Origin of the sequence: Lactobacillus sp. W8174, assembly GCF_016100975.1 — a bacterium.
Classification (GTDB): Bacteria; Bacillota; Bacilli; order Lactobacillales; family Lactobacillaceae; genus Lactobacillus; species Lactobacillus juensis.
Map to the genome: position 1 here is coordinate 41,790 of NZ_JACFRN010000004.1, position 23,279 is coordinate 65,068.

The 23,279-nt window shown below is 36.1% G+C and carries 21 protein-coding genes and 1 riboswitch; of the genes, 3 read left to right on the forward strand and 18 right to left on the reverse strand.

Annotated elements, in window-relative coordinates:
* Positions 1-9: 9 nt before the first annotated feature.
* From H3U49_RS06275 to lysA, 10 genes are all read right to left on the reverse strand, one after another.
* Positions 10-1,053, reverse strand: a complete 1,044-nt coding sequence (locus H3U49_RS06275; RefSeq protein ID WP_198180596.1) for an ABC transporter ATP-binding protein — start codon at positions 1,051-1,053, stop codon at positions 10-12.
* A gap of 12 nt (positions 1,054-1,065) precedes the next feature.
* Positions 1,066-1,854, reverse strand: a complete 789-nt coding sequence (locus H3U49_RS06280; protein ID WP_198180597.1) for an ABC transporter permease — start codon at positions 1,852-1,854, stop codon at positions 1,066-1,068.
* The gene (locus H3U49_RS06285) at positions 1,847-2,677 is read right to left on the reverse strand and encodes an ABC transporter permease (RefSeq protein ID WP_034978378.1); all 831 of its coding nucleotides are present in this window, start codon (positions 2,675-2,677) and stop codon (positions 1,847-1,849) included. Before H3U49_RS06285 ends, H3U49_RS06280 begins: the two co-directional genes overlap by 8 nt.
* 264 nt (positions 2,678-2,941) lie before the next feature.
* Positions 2,942-4,009 (reverse strand): aspartate-semialdehyde dehydrogenase, encoded by a 1,068-nt coding sequence (locus tag H3U49_RS06290; RefSeq protein ID WP_198180600.1) that lies wholly within the window; start codon positions 4,007-4,009, stop codon positions 2,942-2,944.
* Positions 4,006-5,193 (reverse strand): aminotransferase class I/II-fold pyridoxal phosphate-dependent enzyme, encoded by a 1,188-nt coding sequence (locus H3U49_RS06295; protein ID WP_198180602.1) that lies wholly within the window; start codon positions 5,191-5,193, stop codon positions 4,006-4,008. Before H3U49_RS06295 ends, H3U49_RS06290 begins: the two co-directional genes overlap by 4 nt.
* 18 nt (positions 5,194-5,211) lie before the next feature.
* The gene (gene dapB, locus H3U49_RS06300; RefSeq protein ID WP_198180604.1) at positions 5,212-5,970 is read right to left on the reverse strand and encodes a 4-hydroxy-tetrahydrodipicolinate reductase; all 759 of its coding nucleotides are present in this window, start codon (positions 5,968-5,970) and stop codon (positions 5,212-5,214) included.
* 1 nt (position 5,971) lies between these two features.
* Positions 5,972-6,892 carry a 4-hydroxy-tetrahydrodipicolinate synthase gene (gene dapA, locus H3U49_RS06305; protein ID WP_198180606.1) on the reverse strand — a complete coding sequence of 307 codons (921 nt, stop codon included), beginning with the start codon at positions 6,890-6,892 and terminating at the stop codon, positions 5,972-5,974.
* Between the two features lie 17 nt (positions 6,893-6,909).
* Positions 6,910-8,049, reverse strand: coding sequence for an N-acetyldiaminopimelate deacetylase (locus tag H3U49_RS06310; protein ID WP_198180608.1), 1,140 nt, complete (start codon positions 8,047-8,049; stop codon positions 6,910-6,912).
* 8 nt (positions 8,050-8,057) lie between these two features.
* Positions 8,058-8,768, reverse strand: a complete 711-nt coding sequence (dapD, locus tag H3U49_RS06315; RefSeq protein WP_198180610.1) for a 2,3,4,5-tetrahydropyridine-2,6-dicarboxylate N-acetyltransferase — start codon at positions 8,766-8,768, stop codon at positions 8,058-8,060.
* Between the two features lie 9 nt (positions 8,769-8,777).
* Complete coding sequence (gene lysA, locus H3U49_RS06320; RefSeq protein ID WP_198180612.1) at positions 8,778-10,091, reverse strand: diaminopimelate decarboxylase; 1,314 nt, start codon at positions 10,089-10,091, stop codon at positions 8,778-8,780.
* Between the two features lie 84 nt (positions 10,092-10,175).
* Positions 10,176-10,354: riboswitch (Lysine riboswitch) on the reverse strand.
* A 280-nt stretch (positions 10,355-10,634) separates the two neighbouring features.
* Between lysA and H3U49_RS06325 the strand changes: the two genes are divergently transcribed.
* Positions 10,635-11,987 (forward strand): aspartate kinase, encoded by a 1,353-nt coding sequence (locus tag H3U49_RS06325; RefSeq protein ID WP_198180614.1) that lies wholly within the window; start codon positions 10,635-10,637, stop codon positions 11,985-11,987.
* A 17-nt stretch (positions 11,988-12,004) separates the two neighbouring features.
* Entirely contained in the window at positions 12,005-12,991 is a 987-nt protein-coding gene (gene dapF / locus H3U49_RS06330) for a diaminopimelate epimerase (RefSeq protein ID WP_198180616.1), read from the forward strand.
* A gap of 176 nt (positions 12,992-13,167) precedes the next feature.
* Here the strand turns inward: dapF and H3U49_RS06335 are convergent, their stop codons facing one another.
* From H3U49_RS06335 to H3U49_RS06360, 6 genes are all read right to left on the reverse strand, one after another.
* Positions 13,168-14,289 (reverse strand): glycoside hydrolase family 172 protein, encoded by a 1,122-nt coding sequence (locus tag H3U49_RS06335; protein WP_198180617.1) that lies wholly within the window; start codon positions 14,287-14,289, stop codon positions 13,168-13,170.
* Between the two features lie 10 nt (positions 14,290-14,299).
* Positions 14,300-14,704: a PTS sugar transporter subunit IIA gene (locus tag H3U49_RS06340; protein ID WP_198180619.1), complete on the reverse strand. Its 405-nt coding sequence runs from the start codon at positions 14,702-14,704 to the stop codon at positions 14,300-14,302.
* 17 nt (positions 14,705-14,721) lie between these two features.
* Positions 14,722-15,540 carry a PTS system mannose/fructose/sorbose family transporter subunit IID gene (locus H3U49_RS06345; protein WP_198180621.1) on the reverse strand — a complete coding sequence of 273 codons (819 nt, stop codon included), beginning with the start codon at positions 15,538-15,540 and terminating at the stop codon, positions 14,722-14,724.
* A 1-nt stretch (position 15,541) separates the two neighbouring features.
* Positions 15,542-16,327, reverse strand: coding sequence for a PTS sugar transporter subunit IIC (locus H3U49_RS06350; protein ID WP_187154132.1), 786 nt, complete (start codon positions 16,325-16,327; stop codon positions 15,542-15,544).
* Position 16,328: 1 nt separating this feature from the next.
* Entirely contained in the window at positions 16,329-16,823 is a 495-nt protein-coding gene (locus tag H3U49_RS06355; protein ID WP_198180622.1) for a PTS sugar transporter subunit IIB, read from the reverse strand.
* Between the two features lie 239 nt (positions 16,824-17,062).
* A complete protein-coding gene (locus tag H3U49_RS06360; RefSeq protein ID WP_198180623.1) occupies positions 17,063-19,780 on the reverse strand; it encodes a sigma 54-interacting transcriptional regulator in 2,718 nt (905 codons plus the stop codon).
* Between the two features lie 219 nt (positions 19,781-19,999).
* Here H3U49_RS06360 and H3U49_RS06365 point away from each other — a divergent pair, with 219 nt between their 5' ends.
* Positions 20,000-20,896, forward strand: coding sequence for an alpha/beta hydrolase (locus H3U49_RS06365; RefSeq protein WP_198180624.1), 897 nt, complete (start codon positions 20,000-20,002; stop codon positions 20,894-20,896).
* Positions 20,897-20,956: 60 nt separating this feature from the next.
* Here the strand turns inward: H3U49_RS06365 and H3U49_RS06370 are convergent, their stop codons facing one another.
* Both H3U49_RS06370 and H3U49_RS06375 read right to left on the reverse strand, forming a co-directional pair.
* Entirely contained in the window at positions 20,957-22,360 is a 1,404-nt protein-coding gene (locus H3U49_RS06370; RefSeq protein ID WP_198180625.1) for an APC family permease, read from the reverse strand.
* A 9-nt stretch (positions 22,361-22,369) separates the two neighbouring features.
* Positions 22,370-23,098 (reverse strand): gamma-glutamyl-gamma-aminobutyrate hydrolase family protein, encoded by a 729-nt coding sequence (locus H3U49_RS06375; protein ID WP_198180626.1) that lies wholly within the window; start codon positions 23,096-23,098, stop codon positions 22,370-22,372.
* Positions 23,099-23,279: the final 181 nt, after the last annotated feature.

The window sequence follows — 23,279 nt, forward strand, 5'->3', positions numbered from 1 at the left end:
AAAGAATGATTATTCTGATAACGGATGAAGATGTTTAGCAGGAAGAGCTAGCGTTACTTCTTCTCCTGAGCTGCGCATCTTTTGCCGTGCTTCCTCAACTTGAAAGTCCCCTATAGCTGAATGAATGGCATACTTAAAACTTTGTCCTAAATATTCACGACTCATGATAGTACCAGTAAATGAATTTTCAGAAGCATCAGCTAAATTCAAGTGGATGTTTTCTGGACGAATAGTCAGCACTTTTGCATCTTGATTTGGTTCAACCGTATTTAAAACTGTTTCGCCTACTTTGATATGATGCTCATCCTGACGATTAGCAGCAGTGACAGTAATAAAATTGTCATAGCCAATAAAACGGGCAACATATTCCGTACGGGGATGATGAAAAATATTCTGTGGCGTATCAAACTGATCAATACGTCCTTGCTTCATAATTAAAACCTTGTCGGAAATTGCAAAACATTCTTGCTGATCATGTGTTACAAACAGTACCGTCATTTTTAGTTTTTGCTGCAAGTCACGAATTTCTTCACGCATCTTCAGTCGCAATTTTGCATCAAGATTGCTTAAAGGCTCATCCATTAATAGCAATTCAGGATTGGTAACCAGAGCCCTTGCTAACGAAACTCTTTGTTGCTGCCCTCCGGAAAGCTGCGCTGGAAATTGTTTAGCCAGTTGACTTAAGCCGGTAGTTGCCAGCATATCAGTCACTCTTTTCTTGATGGCACTTTTGTCAAGCTTGCGCATTTTCAGTCCAAAAGCAACGTTATCAAAAACATTCATATGGGGAAAAAGTGCGTAACTTTGAAAAACCATCCCGAAATTTCTCTTATAAACAGGTACTTTAGTAATATCTTTACCGTTAACTAAAACTTGTCCTGCAGTTTCTGGAATTAAACCGGCAATAATTCTAAGTGTTGTTGTTTTGCCACAGCCAGAAGGACCGAGAATTGAAACCAGCTCTCCGTTATTGACAGCAAAAGATATATCTTTTAAAACTTTAGTTTTGCCATCGTATGATTTTGCTAAATTTTGAACTTCTAAATTTGCCACTGCACTACTCCTCTACTCTGTAATATTTTTAATACCGATCGCTTTTTCAACCAAGAACATCATGAGTGCCGTAAAGATCATTAACAGCACAGAAATCGCTGATACAGTAGGATCATAATTATTTTGCAAATAATTCAAAATTGCCGGCGGCAACATGGTAAGAGAAGGTCCGTTCATGAATAAAGAAACTGGAATGTTGTTGAAGGAATTGATAAAGCACATCATAAACGCAGCAATGATACTGGCCTTGATATTAGGTAAAACAATCAGAAAAAATCCTTTTTTTCGCGAACAGCCGCAAATCCAACCCGCTTCTTCGATATGACTGTCCATTAGCAGCATGCTGGCTGTAATTAAACGAATGACATACGGTAAACACAGCAGAAAATGTCCGACAATCAAGCCGATAAATACCGGAATTCTCATAGTAATGACTGCAGCTTGATAGAGTGCAAATCCAATAACAATTTCAGGAATTAAAGTAGGACTCAGGAAAAACGATTGAAACCAAGCAGCATGATGAATGTTGTAGCGCGTCAAAGCGTAGACAGCAGGAATACCAATTACTAAAGCCGAAATGCTGGCAATCAAAGCAACAATTAAACTTGATTCAAAACCGGAAATAAAATCGGGCTGTTGGAAAATATTGCTGTACCAAGAAAGGGTAAAGCCGGTAATTGGTAATGAAATTGAACTTTGCGTATTAAAGGATGTAATTACGACTAAAATTAGTGGCAACATGATTAAAGCCAAAATAATAATCGAAATCACTGTCAGAGTTTTATTTTTACGATCAAGCATTAATTGGCCTCCGATCTAAATGATGGCTAAGTCTTCTCATGAGCCACATTGAAAGAGCAGAAATAACAATTAAAATTAGTGAGATAACGCTGGCATTTTGCCAATTGCCTAATGTCATTGCTTGCTGATAAATCAAAGTCGCCATTACCAGATGGCGGTTACCACCAAGAATTTCTGGGGTAGTATAGGCTGTCATTGTTCCGGCAAACACTAAAATGCAGCCAGTTAAAATGCCAGTAGTTAATTGAGGAATGATCACCTTAAATAATGTTCGCCAAGGACTGGAACCAAGAACGGCTGCAGCTTCTTCAATCTCCACATTTAATTCAGCCACGCTGCCAATTAATGAATTAATCATAATTGGTAAAAACAAGTAAACTGAACCAATAATAATAGAGGTATTAGTGTAAAGTATATTTAGTGGTGACTTAATTAGATGCAGCGCCAGCAAAGTTTTATTGACGATTCCATCATGGCCCAAAATAATAATCCAGGCAAAGTTTCTTACAACTGCATTGGTTAACATGGGAAAAAGGATTAGCAAATTCAGTATTTGTCTAACTACTGTTTTTTGTCTTCCTATCCAGATAGAAATAGGTACTCCAAGGATCAATACAACAATCACCGTCACAATCGCTATGAGAAAACTACGGCCAATGACTGCCCAATTGAAAGAACTTTTTAAAAATTGCGCGTAAAGTGAAAAGAAGCCACTTTTACTTTGGAATGTTGGTATTGCAATTTGAATTAGAGGGAAAAAAGTGAATACCAGTACTCCCAAAAATGCAGGAATTAACAACCATACTGCTGTTTTGCGATTCATATATTACCTCCGCTTTGTATATTAGAGTATCGAATTTTTAATCTACTGTCAACATCAAATACGAATAAAATTTATACTAGTTCAGTAAATAGTTTGTATTTTTTAGATTATGAAAGTGCTTAAGATTACCATACGCATATAATTAAGAGCATTACGAACATTAAGCAAAAAACTCTTTTAAACTGAATAATTCAGTTTAAAAGAGTTAATTTTTATATTAAATATTGTACAGTCCAAAGTTTGGCTTATTTATTAAGAAAAACATTACTTATCAGGGACACGCACCAGATTATCCCTGACTAAACACTCAGCAATTTCCACGGTATTGCTGGCAGCACCCCTTAATAAATTATCAGCAACTACCCACATGTTAAACGCACCAGGATTTTCTTGGTCTGGACGAATACGGCCAACAAAAGTCTCTTTTTTGCCTGCTGCTAAAAGCGGTTGCGGATAAATTTGGTTTTGCGGATCGTCTTGTAAAACTAACCCGGGAGTCTGCTCAATCTCCTGCTTTATTTCGGCGACAGTCGCTGACTGATCTTTCAACGTAAAATAGACTGTCTCACCATGACCAATTTCAACTGGCACACGAACACAAGTAGCAGTAACCTTTATCTGCTTTGAATCCTGATCATTAAACAAAATCTTTTTGGTTTCATGAATCATTTTCCATTCTTCGTGCGTATAGCCATCATCTTCAAAAACATCAATCTGCGGTAACAGGTTAAATGCCATAGGATAATGCTTTTTAGCAGACGCAGTTGGCAAAATTTTGGCTTCAGTTTTTTGATTATTCAGCCTATCTTGTGCTTGTTGCAGCAGTTCATCCCAAGCCGCTTTGCCAGCGCCAGAAACAGCCTGGTAAGTTGAAACGATGATTTGCTTAATACCCCACTTGATGTGAAGTGGATAAAGTGCAGCTACCATCTGAATAGTCGAGCAATTAGGATTAGCAATGATGCCATGATGATTAACTAATTGGTCATCGTTAACTCCAGGAACAATTAATGGAACATCATCATTCATACGGAAAGCACTAGTATTATCTACACACACTGCCCCCCTTTTTACAGCTTCAGGTAATAACTTTTTTGAAACAGCGCCACCAGCAGATGATAAAACCAAGTCAACGCCAGTGAATGACTCAGGTTGTGCCTCTTCAACTGTAATTTCTTGCCCTTTGAATTGTAACTTCTTGCCTGCTGAACGCTTGGAAGCCAGCAATTTAACTTGCTTGACTGGAATTGCTGCTTTTTCCAGCTCACTAATTAAACGCTGACCTACTGCACCTGTAGCGCCCAAAATTGCAACTACGTACTCTCTCATCAATTTTCACCCTTTTGCGTTAAAAACTTTTGAATTCGACTCATAGCCATATGTAGATTTTCGTCACTGGCAGCATAAGAAAAGCGAATATAGCCTTCTCCGCCAGGACCAAAAGCATTACCCGGAGTGCCACCAACTTTGGCTTTATGGGCCAAATCCAGTGCGAAGGCTTCATCATCCTTACCATAACTTGCCGGTATTTTGACAAAAACGTAAAATGCACCCTCACTGGCATGAGTTTCTAAGCCCATATTATTTAATGCACTAACAATATAATCACGCCGTTTTTGATAAATTGGTCGTGCTGCAGCTGGATCCTGATCACCATTTTCCAAGGCCTCAGCAGCTGCTGCTTGTGCCGGATTTGATGGAGCTGTAACCAAGAATGCATGCATTTTTGCAATTAAGCTAATTAGATCGGCTGGTCCAGTTACATAACCCAAACGGTAACCAGTCATCGCATGAGACTTGGACAAACCATTAATTAGTAGTGTGCGATCGGGTAAATAATGTGCAATCGATACGTGATTAAAGTTATAAGTCAGCTCACTGTATATTTCATCAGAAATCACATAAAGGTGATGCTCTTTAATGATTGGTGCTATTTGCTCTAAAACAGAACTGGGACATTCCCTGCCAGTTGGATTAGTAGGATAATTCAGTAAAATTGCTTTAGCATGAGGGTGCTCATCCAGTGTCTTTTCCAAATCTTCGGGAGTTAACACAAAATTTGTGTCTGCTGTATTAATAGCAACTAACTCAGCTTTAGTGTATTGAATTAACGGAAAATAAAGGGCATAAGAAGGAGTAGGTACAATAATTTCATCCCCCGGTTGAAACAAAGCCAGCATTGTTGCGGCTATAGCTTCAGTTGCACCCACTGTGACTACAATTTCGCTGTCAGGATCATAAGTTAAGCCCTGCTTGCGCTGTAAAAAATTGCTAATAGCCTGACGCAATCTAGGTGTTCCTTTTTGAGCAGAATAATGTGAATCATTATCTAAAATGCTCTGAGCAGCTGCTTTTTTAACATGTTCAGGTGTATTTAAATCAGGTTCTCCTAAGGTTAATTTTATTAAATCTGGAATGTCCTCAACTTTTTGGGCAAAAGCACGTATACCAGAAGGAGGGATTTTTTCCAATGGTGTATGAATAATAGAAGTTAAATCAGTAGCTAATTGTGGCATTTTTGTTCTCCTTATAAATTATAAAATCTGGTCTAAACCGACCACTAAATCTGGTAAGTCCATTACCTTTTTCAAGGCCACTTTCACGCCCTGCATAAATGAAGAACGGGAAAATGAATCTTGTCTGATAGTTAAAGCTTCTCCGGGACCGCCAAAAAGCACTTGTTCGTGAGCTACATAGCCTGGTAAACGAACGGAATGTACAGGAACACCATCATAATCAGCACCGCGAGCTGCAGAATCATTCGCAGATTGAGAACAATTTTCTGGGTTACGACTAGCTGCTATTAATTTTGCAGTCGCTATTGCTGTTGCACTAGGTGCATCCCTTTTATCAGCATGATGCATCTCAATTACTTCTGCATCAGGAAAATAACGGGCAGCTTCTTGTGCAAACTTCATTAATAAGACAGCCGACAAACCAAAATTTGGAGCAATAATGCCACCAATTTTTTCTTTTTGTGCAATTGCTTGCAGCTTTTTTGTTTGATCTGGGGTTAAACCACTTGTTCCAATAATGGGGTGCATATGGTGTTCCAAAGCAAATCTAGTATTTTCATAAACGGCTTGTGGAGTAGTAAAATCAACCCAAATATCGGCATCCACATCAACAGCAGCTAAATTATCAAAGCATTTAACTGAAGCTTCAAAGTCTGAACTTTTAGATGCCGTTGGTGCTAAAACTGCTACCAGTTGACAATCCGGTAATTTTTCTACTAACTGTACTGTTTGTTTTCCCATAGATCCTGTGGACCCAGCTACCAAAATTTTTTTCATATTATACTCCTAGTTCTAACGGCAGTTTATGCAATAAAGCTGATTCAGCTAAACCTAAATGAACAGCTAATTGCCTTTTTTCTGCTTCATTTAAATCTACAATCGGTAACCGGCAGCCACCAGCAGGTAAACCCTGAGCGTTTAAAACTGCCTTAATCGGTGAAGGTGAGGGGTACATAAATAATGCTTGCATTTTCGGCATTAGTTGCCTTTGCAATTTTCCTGCTGCAGCTACTTTGCCCTGATCTAAATCATCATACATTTCCCGCATGGTCGAACCATAAACATGAGAAGCTACCGAAATCACTCCTTTTGCACCTAAAACTTTAGCAGTTAAAGATTGCAGGTCTTCGCCTGTATACACTAAAAAGTCACTTGCTGCGTGTTCAACAATATATTCTAAGTCTTCTAACTCCGCACATTGCTTAACACCGGCAATTTTAGGATTATGCGACAGACTAACCAAAGTTTCTTTGCTAATCTTAATTCCAGTCCGACCTGGAATGTTATAAATAATAATTGGAACGGGAGAATTTTCTGCTACTTTTTCAAAGTGGGCTATAATGCCTCTTTGATTAGGCTTGTTATAATATGGCGCTACTACCAAAGCCATATCAATGCCGGGAATTTGCCCCACTTCTTGAGTAAATGCAACTGTCTGTGCAGTATTATTACTGCCCGTGCCCGCAATTACAGGGACTCGTCCCGCAATTATTTGAGCAAACTTAGTATATAGTTCTATTTTTTCGTCATGGGTCATTGTTGCTGTTTCACCAGTGGTACCCCCAATCACAAAGCCGTTGCTACCCGTATTAATTAAATGTTCTGTCAATTCTTTCAGTCCGGGATAATCAACTTTTCCTTCTTTATTAAAGGGCGTAATTATCGCGGTCATTAAATCTGCTTTGTCAAAATTAGTCATGTCTTTCTCCTTTTGAGCTACATATGACTCAGTAAAAAACCTACCATTGCTTTAATTCCTATTACTATTGCTTCTTCGTGTGGATTAAAGGTTGCAGAATGGAGTTGAGAATTATCGTTCACTCCCAGCCAGAACATAGTACCGGGAATTTGTGCCAGTAAGTAGCCAAAGTCTTCCCCTGTCATAGCCGGTTGCATCTCTTGGTAGTTAATTTGAGGATTTTTCTTCATATAATTAATGAATTCTGCTGTAATTTGGGGGTCATTTTCAACTGGCCAATAGCCACCCTGATTAAGCTGCAAATCAACCTTAGCATTAAAACTCTGCGCTATTCCTTGAGTCACATCCTGCAGGCGCTGATCGATTCTTTCAATCATTTTTTGGGTTAGTCCGCGAATAGTTCCTTCTAGATGAGCATGACCTGCAATAGCATTTCTAACTGTTCCAGCCCTGACCTTTCCTATTGTGATAACTCCGCCTGCAATGGGATCAATACTACGTGAGACAATTGTCTGAATTTGTTCTATTAAAGAAGCAGCAGCTACTACCATATCATTGGCTTGTTGTGGATATGCGGCATGTCCATCTTTACCATATAAATCAATATTGATTTCAGTTGTCCCTGCAAATAATGTTCCTAAACGGCAGCCAATTGTGCCAGTAGGCAAATCAGGAGTAACATGCAAGGCAAAGAACTCATCAGGGCGCCATTTACCAGTAAAAATTCCAGCCTCATAGGCTTTTTTACCGCCACTTTCACTTTCTTCAGCTGGTTGAAAAAAGAAAAGCAAATTATCCTGTGGCTGATGTTCACAAAAATAAGCCAAAATTCCTAGTGCCACTGTCATGTGGATATCGTGACCACAGGCGTGCATTTGACCTTGAGTTTTGGAGGCAAACGGCAAAGACGTTTTTTCTTCAATCGGTAAGCCATCAATATCTGCTCGATAACCGATTGTTTTTTGCGGTTTACTTCCCTGAACCCTGACCAATATTGCTGTGGGCAGATCAGGGCATGTGCGAACTTCAATATATTTTTGAGTAAAATTGCTAATAATATGTAATAAATATTTTTGTGTTTGGTGTTCATGCAAGGCTAATTCAGGGATTTGGTGTAAATCTCGGCGAATTTTAACGAGTTGCTCAGAAGTTAACATTAATTAATTCACAGCTTTCTTAATCCCTGTTCAATTCCTGTCTTAGAGGCAGTTTTTTGATCACGCATTTTAACAACTTTTGCCGGCACTCCGGCAACGACACTATTTGCTGGGACATCTTTAGTTACTACAGCACCTGCTGCTACCACTGCATGGTCGCCAACTTGGACTCCTTCTAAAACTACGGCATTAGCACCAATCAAAACGTTTTTGCCAATTTTCACAGGTTGTGCTGAAGCCGGTTCGACAACTCCGGCAATTACGGCACCCGCTCCTACATGGCTGTTAGCACCAATGATTGCTCTACCGCCCAAAACAGCATTCATATCAATCATGGCATTTTCACCAATTTCCGCACCAATATTTATGACTGCACCCATCATGATTACAGCATTTTTCCCTATCTCAACGTTTTCACGGATAAGCGCACCAGGTTCAATTCTGGCTGAGACGTTTTTTAGATCCAATAACGGAATAGCAGAATTACGACTGACGTTTTCCACTTGATAATATGTTATCTTTTCTGCGTTTTTTTCTAAAAAGGGTCGCAATACTTGCCAATCTCCAAAAACGACACCAGTGTGAGTTTCATTAAAAAATTTGCAATCTTCAGGCCAGTCTAGCTTAGCTATCTCACCTTTGACATATACTTTAACTGGTGTTTTTTTGGTTGAATTAGCGATGAAATCAATGATTTCAGCAGCCGACATTTTTTTCATATTTATTAATTATCCTTTCGTTTGATAAAAGCGATCATGGCTGATTAGATCCGCATAAGTTTCACGTGTAACTACTACTTGTGCTTGACCATTTTCTGCAAATACAACGGCTGGACGTGGAACACGGTTGTAATTTGAAGCCATACTATAGCCATAGGCCCCAGTAGCCAGAACTGCAATTACATCACCTGGTTTACTTTGAGGCAATGGCAGTTCGTTAATAAGAATATCGCCTGATTCACAATAGCGCCCTGCCAGTCTGACAGTTTCTTCAGGCTCTGCATGAGGATTTTCTGCTAATAATGCCTCATATTGTGCTTGATAAAGTGCCGGTCTGATATTATCTCCCATACCACCATCTACTGAAGTGTAAGGCAATAGTCCCGGTACTTCTTTGCGTGCACCAACTGTATATAAGCTATAACCAGCCTCCCCTACAATTGAACGACCCGGTTCTATCCAGATAGCCGGCATTTTTAAGTGACTTTCTTGTATGCATTTTTTAACTGTCTGCACTATTTGGCTGATAAAAGTTTGCGCAGTCAAAACTTTGTCCTGCTTGGTATATCTAATGCCAAACCCGCCACCTAAATTTAAGATTTGAGGCTGGTAGTCATATTTTTGTTTCCAGTTATTGACCAACTGCATAAGTTTTTCAACTTCCAGCTTAAAACCAACTGTTTCCAAAATTTGTGAACCGATATGGGCATGCAAGCCAATCAAGTCCATCTGTTTATTAGCTTTTACCTCTAAAAATGCCTGCTCGGCTTGGCCTGATCTAATATCAAAACCAAATTTACTGTCCTCTTGACCAGTTTGATCATACTCGTGAGTATGAGCTGAGACCCCTGGAGTTAGCCTCAGCATTACTTGCACTTGAGCATTTGTTTTTTGCAAAATTTGCGTCAGCAACTTAATTTCATAAAAATTATCCAAAACAATGACACCGACATGGTTTTGGACGGCCATTAATAGCTCATCTGCGGTCTTATTATTACCATGAAAACTGATTTTTTCTGCCGGAAATCCTGCTTCTAGAGCTGTGTACAATTCTCCGCCCGAAACAACATCAACATGTCCGCCAAGTTCATTAATTACCTGATAAATCGCAATTGTAGCAAAAGCCTTACTGGCATAACTAATTGCATAATTTACACTTTCTTCTGCGAATGCCTTTTGGAAAGCCTGAAATTGCTGTTTGATTTTTTGTACGTCATAAACAACTAATGGAGTACCAAATTCTTTTGCCAGTTTCAATGCATCTACTCCACCAATTGCCAAGTGACCTTGAGCGTTAGTCTGGTAATAATCATTAGCAGCCATTTAAGTCTCTCCCTTTTGTTAAATAAAAAAGGCTCTTTTGTTGTGCCTAACAAAAGAGTCCTTCAAGTTATTATCTGGTATCAATTTTGTCGATAGCGCTCCGCGAATATAAAATTGCGACAGTCCGTAACCTGTTAGATTACGTCCCAGCTAATTAATTACCGCAATAACTAACGCTTCGGCAACCGCCCCTTTAACTGGCTTCTTAGTTTTTGCAGAAACTCCACCAGCTACTTTTGTTGGTTGCAACCTCTTCGATTTATTAAAATATTATTATTAATTAATATGATTGTCAACCATTTTTGCTGGTAAATATTTTTTGATTTTCAAATCCGCAAAATTATTTTTTACAATTGATTTTTTAAAGTTATAACAAATGCTATTAAGACCGGCATTTATCGAGAGTCTTTTTACCAAAGCTTTCTTAAGAGAAATAATAGCGTTATTAATTAGCAACTTTCTTTTTCAGTTGAAGATTAAAATTTTAATGTTAAAATCCAATACTAATTACTTAAATTAAATTTAATTGTGAAAGGTATTAACATGAAAGTTGTAAAATTTGGTGGTAGTTCTCTAGCTGACGGAGAACAGTTTCAAAAAGTTTTAAAAATTATTAATGCTGATCCGGCTCGTAAAATTGTAGTTACTTCAGCGCCAGGAAAAAGATATAAAAATGACACTAAAGTAACAGATTTATTAATAAAATATGCCCAGGAAACAATTAATAAACAAAATTATAGTGAAACTGTTACAACAATTTGGTCCAGGTATCATGACATTGCCGCTTATTTTAAAATACCCGAACAATTATTAAAGCCTTTATTGCAAGAATTACATAATCTACCTCAAGTTTCTTATCCAAGTAAAGATTTTTTAATGGCAGGCTTTAAAGCGCATGGAGAAAAACTAAATGCTCAGCTTTTGACTTTAATTTTACAAAGTCGTCATATACCAGCTCGTTTCTTAGACCCTAAAGAATCTGGTTTTATTGTGACTGACAACCCTAATGACACCCAGGTTTTGCCGGAAACTTACAGCAATTTGCAGAAGTGGACTCAAACTTCAGACTTATTAATTGTTCCTGGCTTTTATGGTGTTACTCAAGACGGTTTAATTGCTACTTTTTCTCGTGGTGGTTCTGATATTACCGGAGCAATTTGGGCACGGGGACTTGACGCTGACCTTTATGAAAATTTCACTGATGTCGATGCTATTTACGCTGCTGATCCTAGAATAATTGCTCATCCCCATGCCGTTAAGATTATGACCTACCGCGAGTTACGGGAACTGTCATATGCAGGCTTTTCAGTTTTTCACGATGAAGCGATTATTCCTGCAATTGAAGGGCAAATACCAATTAATGTCAAAAATACCAATCATCCAGATTTGCCGGGGACAATGATCGTACCTGAAAATAATTTTCAGCCTCAAAGTACAATTACAGGAGTAGCTAGTTCTGGTCATTTTGCCGCATTATATTTACATAAATACTTGCTAAATAAACAGGTCGGTTTTACTCTTAAATTACTACAAATTTTTTATAAATTTAATATATCTTATGAACACATGCCTTCAGGAATTGACGATTTAACTGTGATTTTTGACAAACGCCAATTTAATGAACAAATCCGCCAGCAAATGTGTCTTGAAATTCAACAGGCACTTAATCCTGATCAATTAGAGTGGATTGATGACTATGCCATTATCATGGTTGTAGGAGAAGGAATGAAAAACAAAATTGGGGTAATGAAGAATATCACGCTGCCTTTGGCACAAAAGCATATTGCAATTCATATGATTAACCAAGGTGCTTCAAGGATCTCAATTATGCTGGGTACTAAAAAAGCAGACGCAGCAGCTGCCGTTAAAGAAATCTATCATAAGTTTTTTAATTAATTTAAGGAGCAATTTTTATGGTACAACTACAAAAAGTTCACGGTTCACAGAATACGTTTTTTCTACTAGATCAAACCCAATTGCAAAACCCTTTAACTAAAAATGAATTAGTTAATTTGGCCAAACAAATAACTAACTCCGCCACAGGATTATTAAACGGAGCTGATGGCTTGTTAGTAGTCAGCAATTCGCATCATCCACAAGCCATAGGCAAAATGCAGGTCATTAATGCTGATGGTTCTTTTGCTTCCATGTGTGGCAATGGCTTACGGACTGTGGGCCGTTATCTAGCGCAAAAATACCACAAGCAATCTTTCAAAGTCGAAACAATGCAAAGTGATTTGCGTGTTAGTTGTCAGCCAGACTGGGCGCAAAACGTTAAAGCAGTCAGTGTAGAAATTAGTCCGGTTAGTTTTGCAGCTGCAGATCTTCCTTTTACCAACTTAGGCTGCTCTGAACTACTAAACCAAGCAGTACCTGAATTTGCACCCAAGTTAACCTTTTCAGCAGTCGCTGTCCCCAACCCTCATTTGATTAGTTTAGTTTCAGATGATGTTTTAAAAAGTGACTTGTTAGCAAATTTAGGAACTAAATTAAATCATAAAAATCCTTATTTTCCAGATGGAGTAAATGTCAGTTTTGCTCAAGTTTTGTCTTCTGGCCACCTTTTCGTTCGCACTTTTGAGCGCGGTGTTGGTTTTACCAACGCTTGTGGTACTGGCATGTCTGCAGCAAGCTTAATTTACGCTTTGACCAACAAGTCACAGGATCTGTTTGATAAATTGCTGACTGTTTCAAATCCCGGAGGATTTGTCCAAACAAAGGTACATCGCACCGCCAATAGCTATTGGATCGAATTAATTGGAAATGCGACAGTTACACATTACATTGACGTTGCAGAAAGTACCTTGCACCAGAAGCAGCCTGATTTTAATAATTTTAAGATTACAACTACTTCAGAAAATGAAGCATATCAGAATTTTATTGCTGTGAATAATAACTAAAGCAGCTGATATTTTAAAAACCAAACTTAAACAAGTTTGGTTTTTTATGGCTTATATTTACAGTATTTGTTTCATTAATTTAAATTAATATATAAATCATATATAATAATTAATAAATTTAAAATAGAATTAAAAAAGATAACCAAATCTAGAAATCAATTCACTATCCTTTTTATCTATCTTGGCAAACGTTCATTTCTCAATAAAAAGCGTTGAAATGGTTGATGAGGCTCAGTTTGATACCAATAAGCTACTGTTGCAATATCATCTGAACGTTCAAACAGACCAATATCATCATTACCTATATCTTGAAAAGTAACTTTTAATTTTTTAGTAAAAGCTATTGGATCAGGCAAATGCCATCGGTACAACCCATGTTCTGGTAAGCCATCATTACCACAAGCATGAACAGAATTAGGATCTGGTTTTCCTGCACTAAACATATCCCGCGAATGGTCTTGAGTTTCGTGAAACGGATAACCTTGATAGGCAGTTGAAAATGTATGAGTTTCTGGCAAATGACCATATTCCTGTTTTTGAAAAGCCCAAGCACCACCAAAATAATCTTCTGCCCCAGTTGAAGTTACAGTAGGATATTGATTATCTTCATCAATATAAAATTTAAATTCACCTTCACCCCACCAATATCTTTGTAAAGCACAAAGAGCCATATATGTGCCCACGTAATAGCCTTTGCCCTTTACTCCATCAAGTAAAGTATAATCTTGTCCTATTTTTACTGGATTTTCGCGGTTCCAAAGCGCATGAAAATACAACAAATCTTCAGTTTTGGCTTTTTTAACATAATTTATAGTATAGAAAAAGTGTTTAAGAAATCCAGGGTGTTCATTTGTAATAGTAATTTTTGCATGTTTGTTAAAGGGCATTTTAAAGTAAGAATTCATGCCACCAAAGGGATTTACAACAATTGGTATAGAATTAACTATACATCTAGTTCCAAAACCATTACAGAAGAAGTCACCCAATGGGACTTCTACAGAAGGATTTTGCTCATTGTCCCAGTAAATTCTCAACACTAAATCCCTCAAAACAAAACTTCCCTTAGTTGTCTTGTCTGTAACTGTAAACCACATATGGCGAATTTCTCCTGGCCCAATAATGTCAGCTAATGTTACTGTTTCTCCCTGTTCAAGTGAAATATCAGCACTTCCTTTTCTTTGTGGTCCTAGCTTGCCGGTTGCCATTGCTGCCTTTCCAGGAGCCCCTGTCTTATTTTCGGCAGAAATAGTCCTGCTTTGTTCATTTTTAAAATGTAATACATCATCTAAAGAGCTCATTCTTTACCACCTACTCATCATCATTTGAATCAGTTATATCATTTACTGATACTTGTAATAACTGCTGTCTTGCTTGATTAATTAAATTAGTGATATTAATTGGCTGATCATTTTTAACTGCAAGAGCTAGTGCTAATGCAAAGGGTAGATTAACCCCAGTGATTATATGAATCTTAGCAGATGCAAATTGACTCATAACTTGATTTACACTGCCAAAACTTAAGTCAGTAAGTATATAAAATTCGTCCGAATTATTTAATATCTTGCCAACTTTTTCCTTTAATTCATTTGTTCCTTCATTATTCATATAGGCACAAATGGCTGTGACAATTTTTTTATCTCCTGTCAGTCCAGCAAGGGTTTCTTGATAGCCCTGTGCAAGTGTATAGTGAGTTACAATAATAATCTTTTTCATTATTTTTCCTTACCTAATTATTTTAAAAAGCCAAATGCTGCCCCAAACATTGCTATTACAATAAATAGTAAAATCACCCAAGTCATGTTCCACTTTTTAGATTTTAAAAGCTTATAAGCTAGCCAAACTAATAATGCTGGAATTAATTGTGGTAATATTTTATCCAACATAGGTTGAATTTGCATTGTAACTTTTCCAAATTGGAATTTTAGTGGCGATGTAACAGATATAACGGATCCAATCAAAGAGCCTACAACTGTGATGCCTAAAACAGAAGCAGCTTCAGTTAAGTAATTTATCTTATCACCATATTCTGTAATAACTTTAGAGCCTTGTCTATATCCAAACTCAAAACAATGCATACGTAGGAAAAAGATAATTGCTATTAAGATACCCCACAGAATAATACCGAATGGATTATTTTCCAAAGCCATATAAGCTGCTATTGAACCCATGATAGTTGGAATCATTGTCATTAGAAGAGAATCTCCTATTCCAGCTAGTGGTCCCATAGTACCAACTTTAAAATCATTAATAGCACTTTTAGCAGCTAACCCTTGTTTTTCTTCCATAGCAACACATGCTCCTAGAACAATAGCGGCTAACCATGGTTGAGTATTATAATATTGAAAGTGATTGTCTAAAGCTTCTACATAATCATCATCTTTTTGATATATTTTACGTAAAATTGGGGATAGAGCATATGCAACAGAAGCCCCTTGTTGAGTCTCGTAGTTAAATGTCTCAACACTCATTAGCCAACGATAATTAGCTTTACGCAAATCTTTTTTTGTTACTATTGGGCCATAAATATTTTCGTCTTCTTCTTTAGCCATTTTATTCGTCCTCTCCTATACCTGAATTTGTATTTGCAGCCATGGCTTTAGCTTGTCCTTCTTTTTCAGCTTGCTTATAGGTTGTAAATGCAGCTGCAAAACCAATAATTGCAGCACCGATAATTGGCACTTTTAGAAAAGCAGCTAGAAAGAAACCAATTAATAAGTAATTAACTAATTTACCTGTCGGCATATAATTTAACAGCATTGCAATACCTACGGCAGGTAACATTTCACCTGCTATAGTCAGTCCTGTCATGAACCATTTTGGCATAACTTGTAAAATAAAGTTCACGGCTGATTGACCTAAAGTGACGGCAATGAAAACTGGAATTGCTGCTGAAAGGCCAAAGAATAATGGTCCTAACCAAGTAACTGCACTCATTTTTTTAAATTGACGAGAATCTGCATAACTTTTTGCTTTTTTAGCCACGAATCCGTTTAGAATTTTAACAATAACATCTAATTGAACTCCCAGCATTCCAACAGGTAAGCCTATTGCTAAACCAGCACTTTTACCCATTGAAACTCCAAAAGCAGTAGCAATGATCGCTGTTGTACCATAGTCTGGTACTGACGAACCACCAAAGCCAGCGACTCCTAATGACATTAGCTGAACTGTACCACCTACTAATAATCCGGTTTGTATATCTCCCATTATTATTCCGGTAAAAAGCCCCCAAAAAACAGGATAATTAACGAATAGCATAGGAATACCATAGTAATCAACGTGCTTTATAAAAGCTAAAAGCGTTAACAGAATAATTTGTAATATTGAAAAATGCATTTTAACTATTAACCTTACTTTCTAAAAACTCCTTAGTAACTTCTATTTCTTTATCAGCTGGAACATATTGAGAAAATAACTTGACGCCTTTATCAATTAATGACTCATATACTGTTATTTCATGACTATCAGCAAAAGCTCGCTTAGAAATTTCTATGCCATTATCACGAGCTGTAGTACCGCCAATATTCAATTTTTCAATTGGAACACCGATTTTCACCAAATCCAAAAAAGTTTGTGGTTCTTTAGCCAGAACAAGTAGCTTTTCAGCATCATACTTACCATTTTTAAAATTAGTCAAAGCCTTTTCTTCTGTAATAATGGAAATTGCATTTCCAGCTGGTCGTGCCATTTTCATAGTTGCCTTACTTATTGAATTATTTGCTGTTTCATCATCAATTACCATTACCCTGTTAGATCCAGATTGTGGAGCCCATTGAGTAACAATTATGCCATGAAGCAGTCTATTATCTATTCTTGCTAAAACAATACTCATTTTATTTTCCTTTCAAATGATACTAATGACTTCTATATTACAATCGCTTTCACTAATTAATTAGCAAAAAGTGTGCCAATTCAGTGTCAAAAAGCAGTTTGGCTTGATGTGAACCCTAAAATTAGAACAAACTTGCGGGATCATATCACTTTTCCGCAATCTGCTTTTTATATTATTTATTCCAGTTTAATACTATGATTTGGACACTATATCTAGGAATTATAAATAGTGTCTGATTATTATCTATCATAATTAAAAACTAACTCATATATATATTTTAGCTCTGTCTTAGGAATTCTAATATTATAGATTTCTTCAAGTGGGTGTAAAGCTAATTTTATTGTCTCAATCCCTTTTTCTTTTTCCTTACTGTCTGTAAAATTTCTTGGACTGTTCTCTAAGGACTGGTTGCGAATAATTCTTTCAATCATGCAACTAATATGCACATAAAGTGCCATTGTTGTTTGGTTTGATAATCTTTTATTGAGATAATTATTCATTTTTTCAAGACAAAAACTAATGTTTTTTATAACTGCTTTAGTATCCAAAATTGTTAAGGAATTAATTACTCTTTCTATACTAAAGTTTTTAAGAATAGAATCATTAAATTTATATAAATCTTGTTTGCTTAGGATACCCTGTAAAGAATCTTTTAATGTAGTTAATTTAGATCCATTTACAAGTTGATCAATTGAAATATATGGGATTTTTTCATATCCAGGGTTCACAGTACCTATAATTGTCAGAATATTATATTTTCTTTTAAGAGTATTTTCCTGGTCTTCTATCTTTAATGAGTCGTAAGAATATGCCTTCACCATTATTTTGGCTTTATTTGGTAAGCTATCTTTAATCATTGTTTTTATTTTTTCAGCCGTTCCTATTCCAGTTGTACAGCAAACAATGATAACATTCTGCTTGATCATCTTAGGATATATAATACGATAATCATTATGAATAACTTGATTTAAATTTTTAGCCATAGCTGACAAAGGTTTTTTCTTTTTAATATACTCAGCAGCAAACAATGCTAATTGGGTTGATACGTTATTAAAAATAACTATAGGAAAGTTTATTTCCGTTTTTATTAATTCAGGTATCTTTTCTAAGGAACCCATATCTGCCATTAATATTATTCCCTTAGTGACATGTCTTACACGAATATAGTTTGCTACTTTTTGAGCTATATCTTCAGGTTTAATATCAATTGGCATATCAAAAGAATCCAGCAATGGTTCACCTATTATTTTGTTAACCGTGTCAGCAATACTGCTTGCAGTGGAATAGCCATGTGCTAACAATATGCAATGAATTAAATTAGAATTAATATTTCTTTTTATACTTTCAAGATAAATAGTCAGAAACATTCTGTCTACTTCATCAGTATACAAGTTCAGAGTTTTGCTTATAGTATCCAAGATTACCTGCACAATTTGCTTAACGTAGGTTACTTCATTTAATTTCGCAGTGATTTCTCTAATCAATTGGTTTTCTTTAGAAGAAATTGGCCAGTGATTCTCCTGTCGAAAATAAAAGTAATAAGAAATAGCTACAATAATGTTGCCATTAAAGTCATTATTAAAATCATTCCGCAAATAGCCTACTTCTTGGTTAAGTGTGTTTTTTATCAAATTTAAGGGTAATTCTCCTATGTTCAAGTCATCTTTCTTAAAAATTAAATAATCACACAGAGAGTTAACAACATCAAAAGCTTTTGATCTAAACTGTAAAAAGTCCTCTTTTTGATATAACAAGTATATCTTTTGGATCGCTTTATTAATATAATTAGTGCTATTTTCGCTTTCAATAAAGTCAGTAATTTTACTAGTAGGTTTAATATTCAAGTCCGCACTACTTTTGACTGAATTATTATTTTCAGCTAAACTTGAAGGCAAAATATCTTGTGGCAAATCCGCAAGTTTAATACTTATAATTTTAGAATTAATATCTTTTTCCAAAGCACTGGCAACAGACAATAAAATATCATTTTTTAATTGTCCAATATTATTTTGATAGTTAATATTGCTCAGCGTTAAGAAAACTTGATTATTAATTTTAAAGCTTTTGTTGATCTTTTGAGCATGTTGAATATAAAAATAAATAATTAAAGCACGAATCTCATTTTGTGTACGCTCTTTCAAAGGAGGCATTGAAATTTGAACTGGGATTCTTCTAATAAATGTCTCTAGGAAGCTACTCTGAATATCTTCTGTAGTCGCACAAATTAACCTTACATTTACTTTTTTCTTATTTCCTGCATCTCCTAAAGCTGAAATACTGCCACTATCTAAATATGAAAAAAGTTTTTCTTGTCCTTTGGCATCTAGTCTGTGAACTTCATCTAGAAAGAGCATGCCTCCATCGGCTTCATCAAAAAGCCCAAGATGATTACTATCTGCGCCAGTGAAAGCTCCCTTTACATAACCAAATAGAGTTCCCGTCAGCAGTTCTGGATTATCCGCATATTCCGCACAATTAAAACTGACAAATTTACCATCTTTAGAAATGTAATCTTCTGCTACACAATATTCGAAATACTTTCGTGCGATATAGCTTTTACCTGTTCCTGTTTGTCCATTAATAAGAATTGGTAAGCTTCCTGGGTATGATGCAGCTGCTTTGAGTTTTTTTATTTGGCTATAAAGTGATTTATCATGTCCAATTACGTTATTAAAGACATCTTCATCACGATACTTTTTCTGTAACTCTTTTATACTGCTATACTCATTGTCTAATACACATCCTGATTTTTTCTCAGCAATTTTTTTTAAAATAAATACTGCTGGGCGTGTATTAATTTTTATTAATTCATTTTCTTTAACTAACTGATTTAGATAGTGACTAACTGTATTACGTTTAAGGCTAAGTTTTTCTGCCAAATCAGTAGTTGATAAATACTGATTGTTTTCCTGTTGGCTTTTTTTAATTAAAGTTAACACTTTTTGCTTTACATTCATTTAAATACCCCATATTTACTTACCAATTATGTTAGTTGTTTTATTAAAGCTGTTCAAGTTATGGTAATTGATGTTTAAAAATTAGTACTTATTTTTATAAGAATTAACTATTAAAAAGTACCTTTATTATCACTTTAAAATGATTTTATAACCTTCTTTTTTACTTATATTGAAGTAAAATATAATATTAAAGCGATTACAAAAAAGGAGAGCTGTAACATGTCAGAACCTGATTATCGAAAATTAGTTGAAGAAACACGAATTGCAATTAAAAAAGGTGATGATCAGCGCGATGCTGGATTGCCAACACAAATTCCGGAAGTAGAACGGTTTGATAATATTTCCTATGGTAAGGATCCCAAGTATCAGATACTTGATGTTTATTTACCAAAGAATAGAACCAGTGCTAAATTACCGGTAATCGTGAATATTCACGGTGGTGGCTGGATATATGGCACCAAAGAAACCTATCAGTTTTATTGCTTGGCTCTGGCTAAAGAAGGATTTGCCGTAGTTAATGCCAATTACCGTTTAGCACCAGATGTGGTCTATCCCGGAGAACTAGATGATATCAACCGTGTATTTCACTGGGTAGCCCAAGAGGAAAATGCGACAAAATATCAATTCGATCTAAATAATGTCTTTATTGTTGGAGACAGTGCCGGCGGCCAAATGGGAGAACAAATTTTAGCAGCTTACACTAACAATGAATACCGCAAGTATTTTGGCTATTCAGTACCCCATTTAACAATTAAAGCTGCCGCTTTAAACTGTGGCGCCTATTTCCTAACCGAAATTCCCTCATATACTGGGGCACCAGAAGCCTACTTCCGACCTGAAATTCTCTTAAATAAGCATGATGAATTAAATGCCGAACAATTTTTGACTCAAGCACTGCCACCGCTTTTCTTAATGACATGCACAAATGATTTCTTGCGTGATAATGCCTATATGCTTTCAGGCTACCTGAAGGCCAAAAATATTTACCATGAACTTCATTTCTATGGTGATAAGAAACATCCACGAGGTCATGTTTTTCATGTTAATCAAAAAGATGAATTGGCTAAGAAATGTAATGAAGATGAGCTAAACTTCTTCCGTAAATACATTAATTAACAGCGCAAAAAACCGAACTAGCATTGTCTAGTCCGGTTTTTTTACTGTAAGTTTTTAAATTTATTGCTGACTGTTTCTTTCTTTTCTCGAAAACCAAAACATAAACAGCGGCAAAATTATAAAGCCAAAAATCATCATGAAAATCGCATACCAGTTAACGCCAACGACTTTGCCATTTTCAATAATACCAAACTGAGCTTGCCAATTATATTTAACTAGCAAAAAGATTACTAAAACAATTGACAATATTGGTACAAAAATATCAGTCAATATGTTTTTAGGAGCTGGTAAAATTGGCTGCTTATTTTTACCATAGTAAAAGCAGATTACTGCCAGGGGAACAATGATGAAGCCTAGAAATCGGACCATGGCACTCAACGTAATTAAGTTAGTCATGTTATATTGAAAAGCTAAGGGTACTAAAATTGCTAGTGCTTCAGAAATAAAGAAAGTTTTAATGGGAAAGTTGTTTTTAGTCCTTTGGGTTAAAGTAGCTGGCAGTTGATGTTCACGGGCCATTGCCTCCAAAATACGTGGTGCATTAAAACTAGAGGCAACATTTATTCCCAGCATCGAAATAAGCGCTCCAACTAAAATTACATCCCGCAATATATCATTTTTAAAAATCGCACTGATTGCCACCACTTGTTTAGTCGTCATCAATGCCTTTGGATCTAAAACCATCGCTACGGCTACTACTCCTATATAAATAGCAGCGATAACCAAAATTGCTAGTGGAATAGCCTTAGGTAAGTTCTTTTCTGGTTCTTGCATATCTTCCGAACCAGAAGCAACTGATTCAAAACCTGTAAAAGCATAAAATGCAGAAACAACAGCCATAACAAGACCGGTAGTAGTTAAAGCCGGTACTATTTTATGCCCATTTTGCGTTATTTGGTCAACGGATGACAAGCTATGGCTGGCCCCAGTGGTAATAAGTAAAACAACTCCAGCTACAATAATCAAAATTAATGCAGCTAATTTACCAGCTGTAGCCATGTTCATTACAAGTTTCACAAATTTTTGCCCAAATAAGTTAATTACAGTTACTGCAACCATTAATATAATAAAGCCAATGGTGACATTTAAAAATTTGTCAGGATTTCCACCAAAAATAGAAATAGTTGATTTGATTACACCGACAGCCATTACTCCCCAAGCAACGCTAGCAGAAAAATAACGCAAGATACCGACGTAAAAGCCAACATTGTCACCAAAGGCCGCCTTAGAATAAGCATAAGAAGCGCCAGACTTAGTTACGTATTTGGCTGCTGCTGAAAATGAAATAGCTAAAATTGAAGCAAAAATTGCAGCGATGAAATAGACAATTAGGGCTTTGCTCCCTGCTTGACTAACCACGCTCCCAGGAGTTAAAAAAATACCCGAGCCAATAATCGAATTAATTGCTAAAAAAACAATTGACCAAAAGCCTAACTTATCCCCAGCGTTTTTATTTTGATTCATTATTACTCCTTACTTGGCGTTTTTAACCACAAATTTAAATAAATTATTCATATACTTAGTATTAGGATTATTATGTAGCATTTCGGGGTGCCATTGAATTGCTAGAACCGTACCCTGTTTATTTTCAAGTCCTTCAGGCACGCCATCACTTGCATCCGCAACTTCAAGCAAATCTGGCGCTACGTTTTTAATTAATTGATGATGAAAAGAATTAACCATGCATTCAGTTTTACCTAAAGTTTTAGCTAACAAGCTGTTTTCCTTAATTGTTACTTTATGAGTAGGTAAATCAGGCGTATGACCTTGCTCGTGTTTTATAGTTTGCTCTGAGCGATAACTAATATCTTGGTAGAGACTGCCGCCATGTGCTACATTAATAATTTGTGCTCCGCGGCAAACTCCTAGAACGGGTTTATTAGCTTCTTCAGCAATTTTTAATAAAAGCATATCAAAGTGATCTCTCTGGGGCCAAATAGGCCCTATTTTAGGCATTAATTCTTCACCATATAAGTGAGAGTCAACATCGTGACCGCCAGTTAAAATCAATCCTTGAACATGAGTCATCTGGCTTTTAATAACTTCATCATCTTCAGTAAATGGAATTATAAACGGAATTCCGCCATTTTTAACAACAGAATCCACATAGTCTTCATTAACATAACTACGTCTATAACCTGGAAACATCCCACCAGAATCAATCATCTCAGACCCGGCAATGCCAATAATTGGTTTCATCATTTTTTCTCCTCATTTAAGCTGATACTATTAGTTATTAATATTATAATAGTTATTATCGATTTAAGTGTATCTTTTGTTTTTATCAGAATATGGCAGTAAATTGTAGTCTTTCGTGTAAAAGCTAACTATTATTTACTTTTCGTAGTAAAATATTTAAGTTAAAAATTTTGAGCAAGTTATT

Excerpts from the sequence above, each read along its gene's own strand:
- H3U49_RS06295 (WP_198180602.1), bottom strand. The coding sequence starts at position 5,193 with ATGCCACAATTAGCTACTGATTTAACTTCTATTATTCATACACCATTG.
- H3U49_RS06355 (WP_198180622.1), bottom strand. The coding sequence starts at position 16,823 with ATGAGTATTGTTTTAGCAAGAATAGATAATAGACTGCTTCATGGCATA.
- dapA (WP_198180606.1), bottom strand. The coding sequence starts at position 6,892 with ATGACTAATTTTGACAAAGCAGATTTAATGACCGCGATAATTACGCCC.
- H3U49_RS06365 (WP_198180624.1), top strand. The coding sequence starts at position 20,000 with ATGTCAGAACCTGATTATCGAAAATTAGTTGAAGAAACACGAATTGCA.
- H3U49_RS06335 (WP_198180617.1), bottom strand. The coding sequence starts at position 14,289 with ATGAGCTCTTTAGATGATGTATTACATTTTAAAAATGAACAAAGCAGG.
- dapD (WP_198180610.1), bottom strand. The coding sequence starts at position 8,768 with ATGAAAAAAATGTCGGCTGCTGAAATCATTGATTTCATCGCTAATTCA.
- H3U49_RS06280 (WP_198180597.1), bottom strand. The coding sequence starts at position 1,854 with ATGCTTGATCGTAAAAATAAAACTCTGACAGTGATTTCGATTATTATT.
- H3U49_RS06350 (WP_187154132.1), bottom strand. The coding sequence starts at position 16,327 with ATGCATTTTTCAATATTACAAATTATTCTGTTAACGCTTTTAGCTTTT.
- H3U49_RS06370 (WP_198180625.1), bottom strand. The coding sequence starts at position 22,360 with ATGAATCAAAATAAAAACGCTGGGGATAAGTTAGGCTTTTGGTCAATT.
- H3U49_RS06375 (WP_198180626.1), bottom strand. The coding sequence starts at position 23,098 with ATGATGAAACCAATTATTGGCATTGCCGGGTCTGAGATGATTGATTCT.
- H3U49_RS06325 (WP_198180614.1), top strand. The coding sequence starts at position 10,635 with ATGAAAGTTGTAAAATTTGGTGGTAGTTCTCTAGCTGACGGAGAACAG.
- H3U49_RS06360 (WP_198180623.1), bottom strand. The coding sequence starts at position 19,780 with ATGAATGTAAAGCAAAAAGTGTTAACTTTAATTAAAAAAAGCCAACAG.
- H3U49_RS06310 (WP_198180608.1), bottom strand. The coding sequence starts at position 8,049 with ATGTTAACTTCTGAGCAACTCGTTAAAATTCGCCGAGATTTACACCAA.
- H3U49_RS06340 (WP_198180619.1), bottom strand. The coding sequence starts at position 14,704 with ATGAAAAAGATTATTATTGTAACTCACTATACACTTGCACAGGGCTAT.
- H3U49_RS06345 (WP_198180621.1), bottom strand. The coding sequence starts at position 15,540 with ATGGCTAAAGAAGAAGACGAAAATATTTATGGCCCAATAGTAACAAAA.
- H3U49_RS06285 (WP_034978378.1), bottom strand. The coding sequence starts at position 2,677 with ATGAATCGCAAAACAGCAGTATGGTTGTTAATTCCTGCATTTTTGGGA.
- dapF (WP_198180616.1), top strand. The coding sequence starts at position 12,005 with ATGGTACAACTACAAAAAGTTCACGGTTCACAGAATACGTTTTTTCTA.
- dapB (WP_198180604.1), bottom strand. The coding sequence starts at position 5,970 with ATGAAAAAAATTTTGGTAGCTGGGTCCACAGGATCTATGGGAAAACAA.
- lysA (WP_198180612.1), bottom strand. The coding sequence starts at position 10,091 with ATGGCTGCTAATGATTATTACCAGACTAACGCTCAAGGTCACTTGGCA.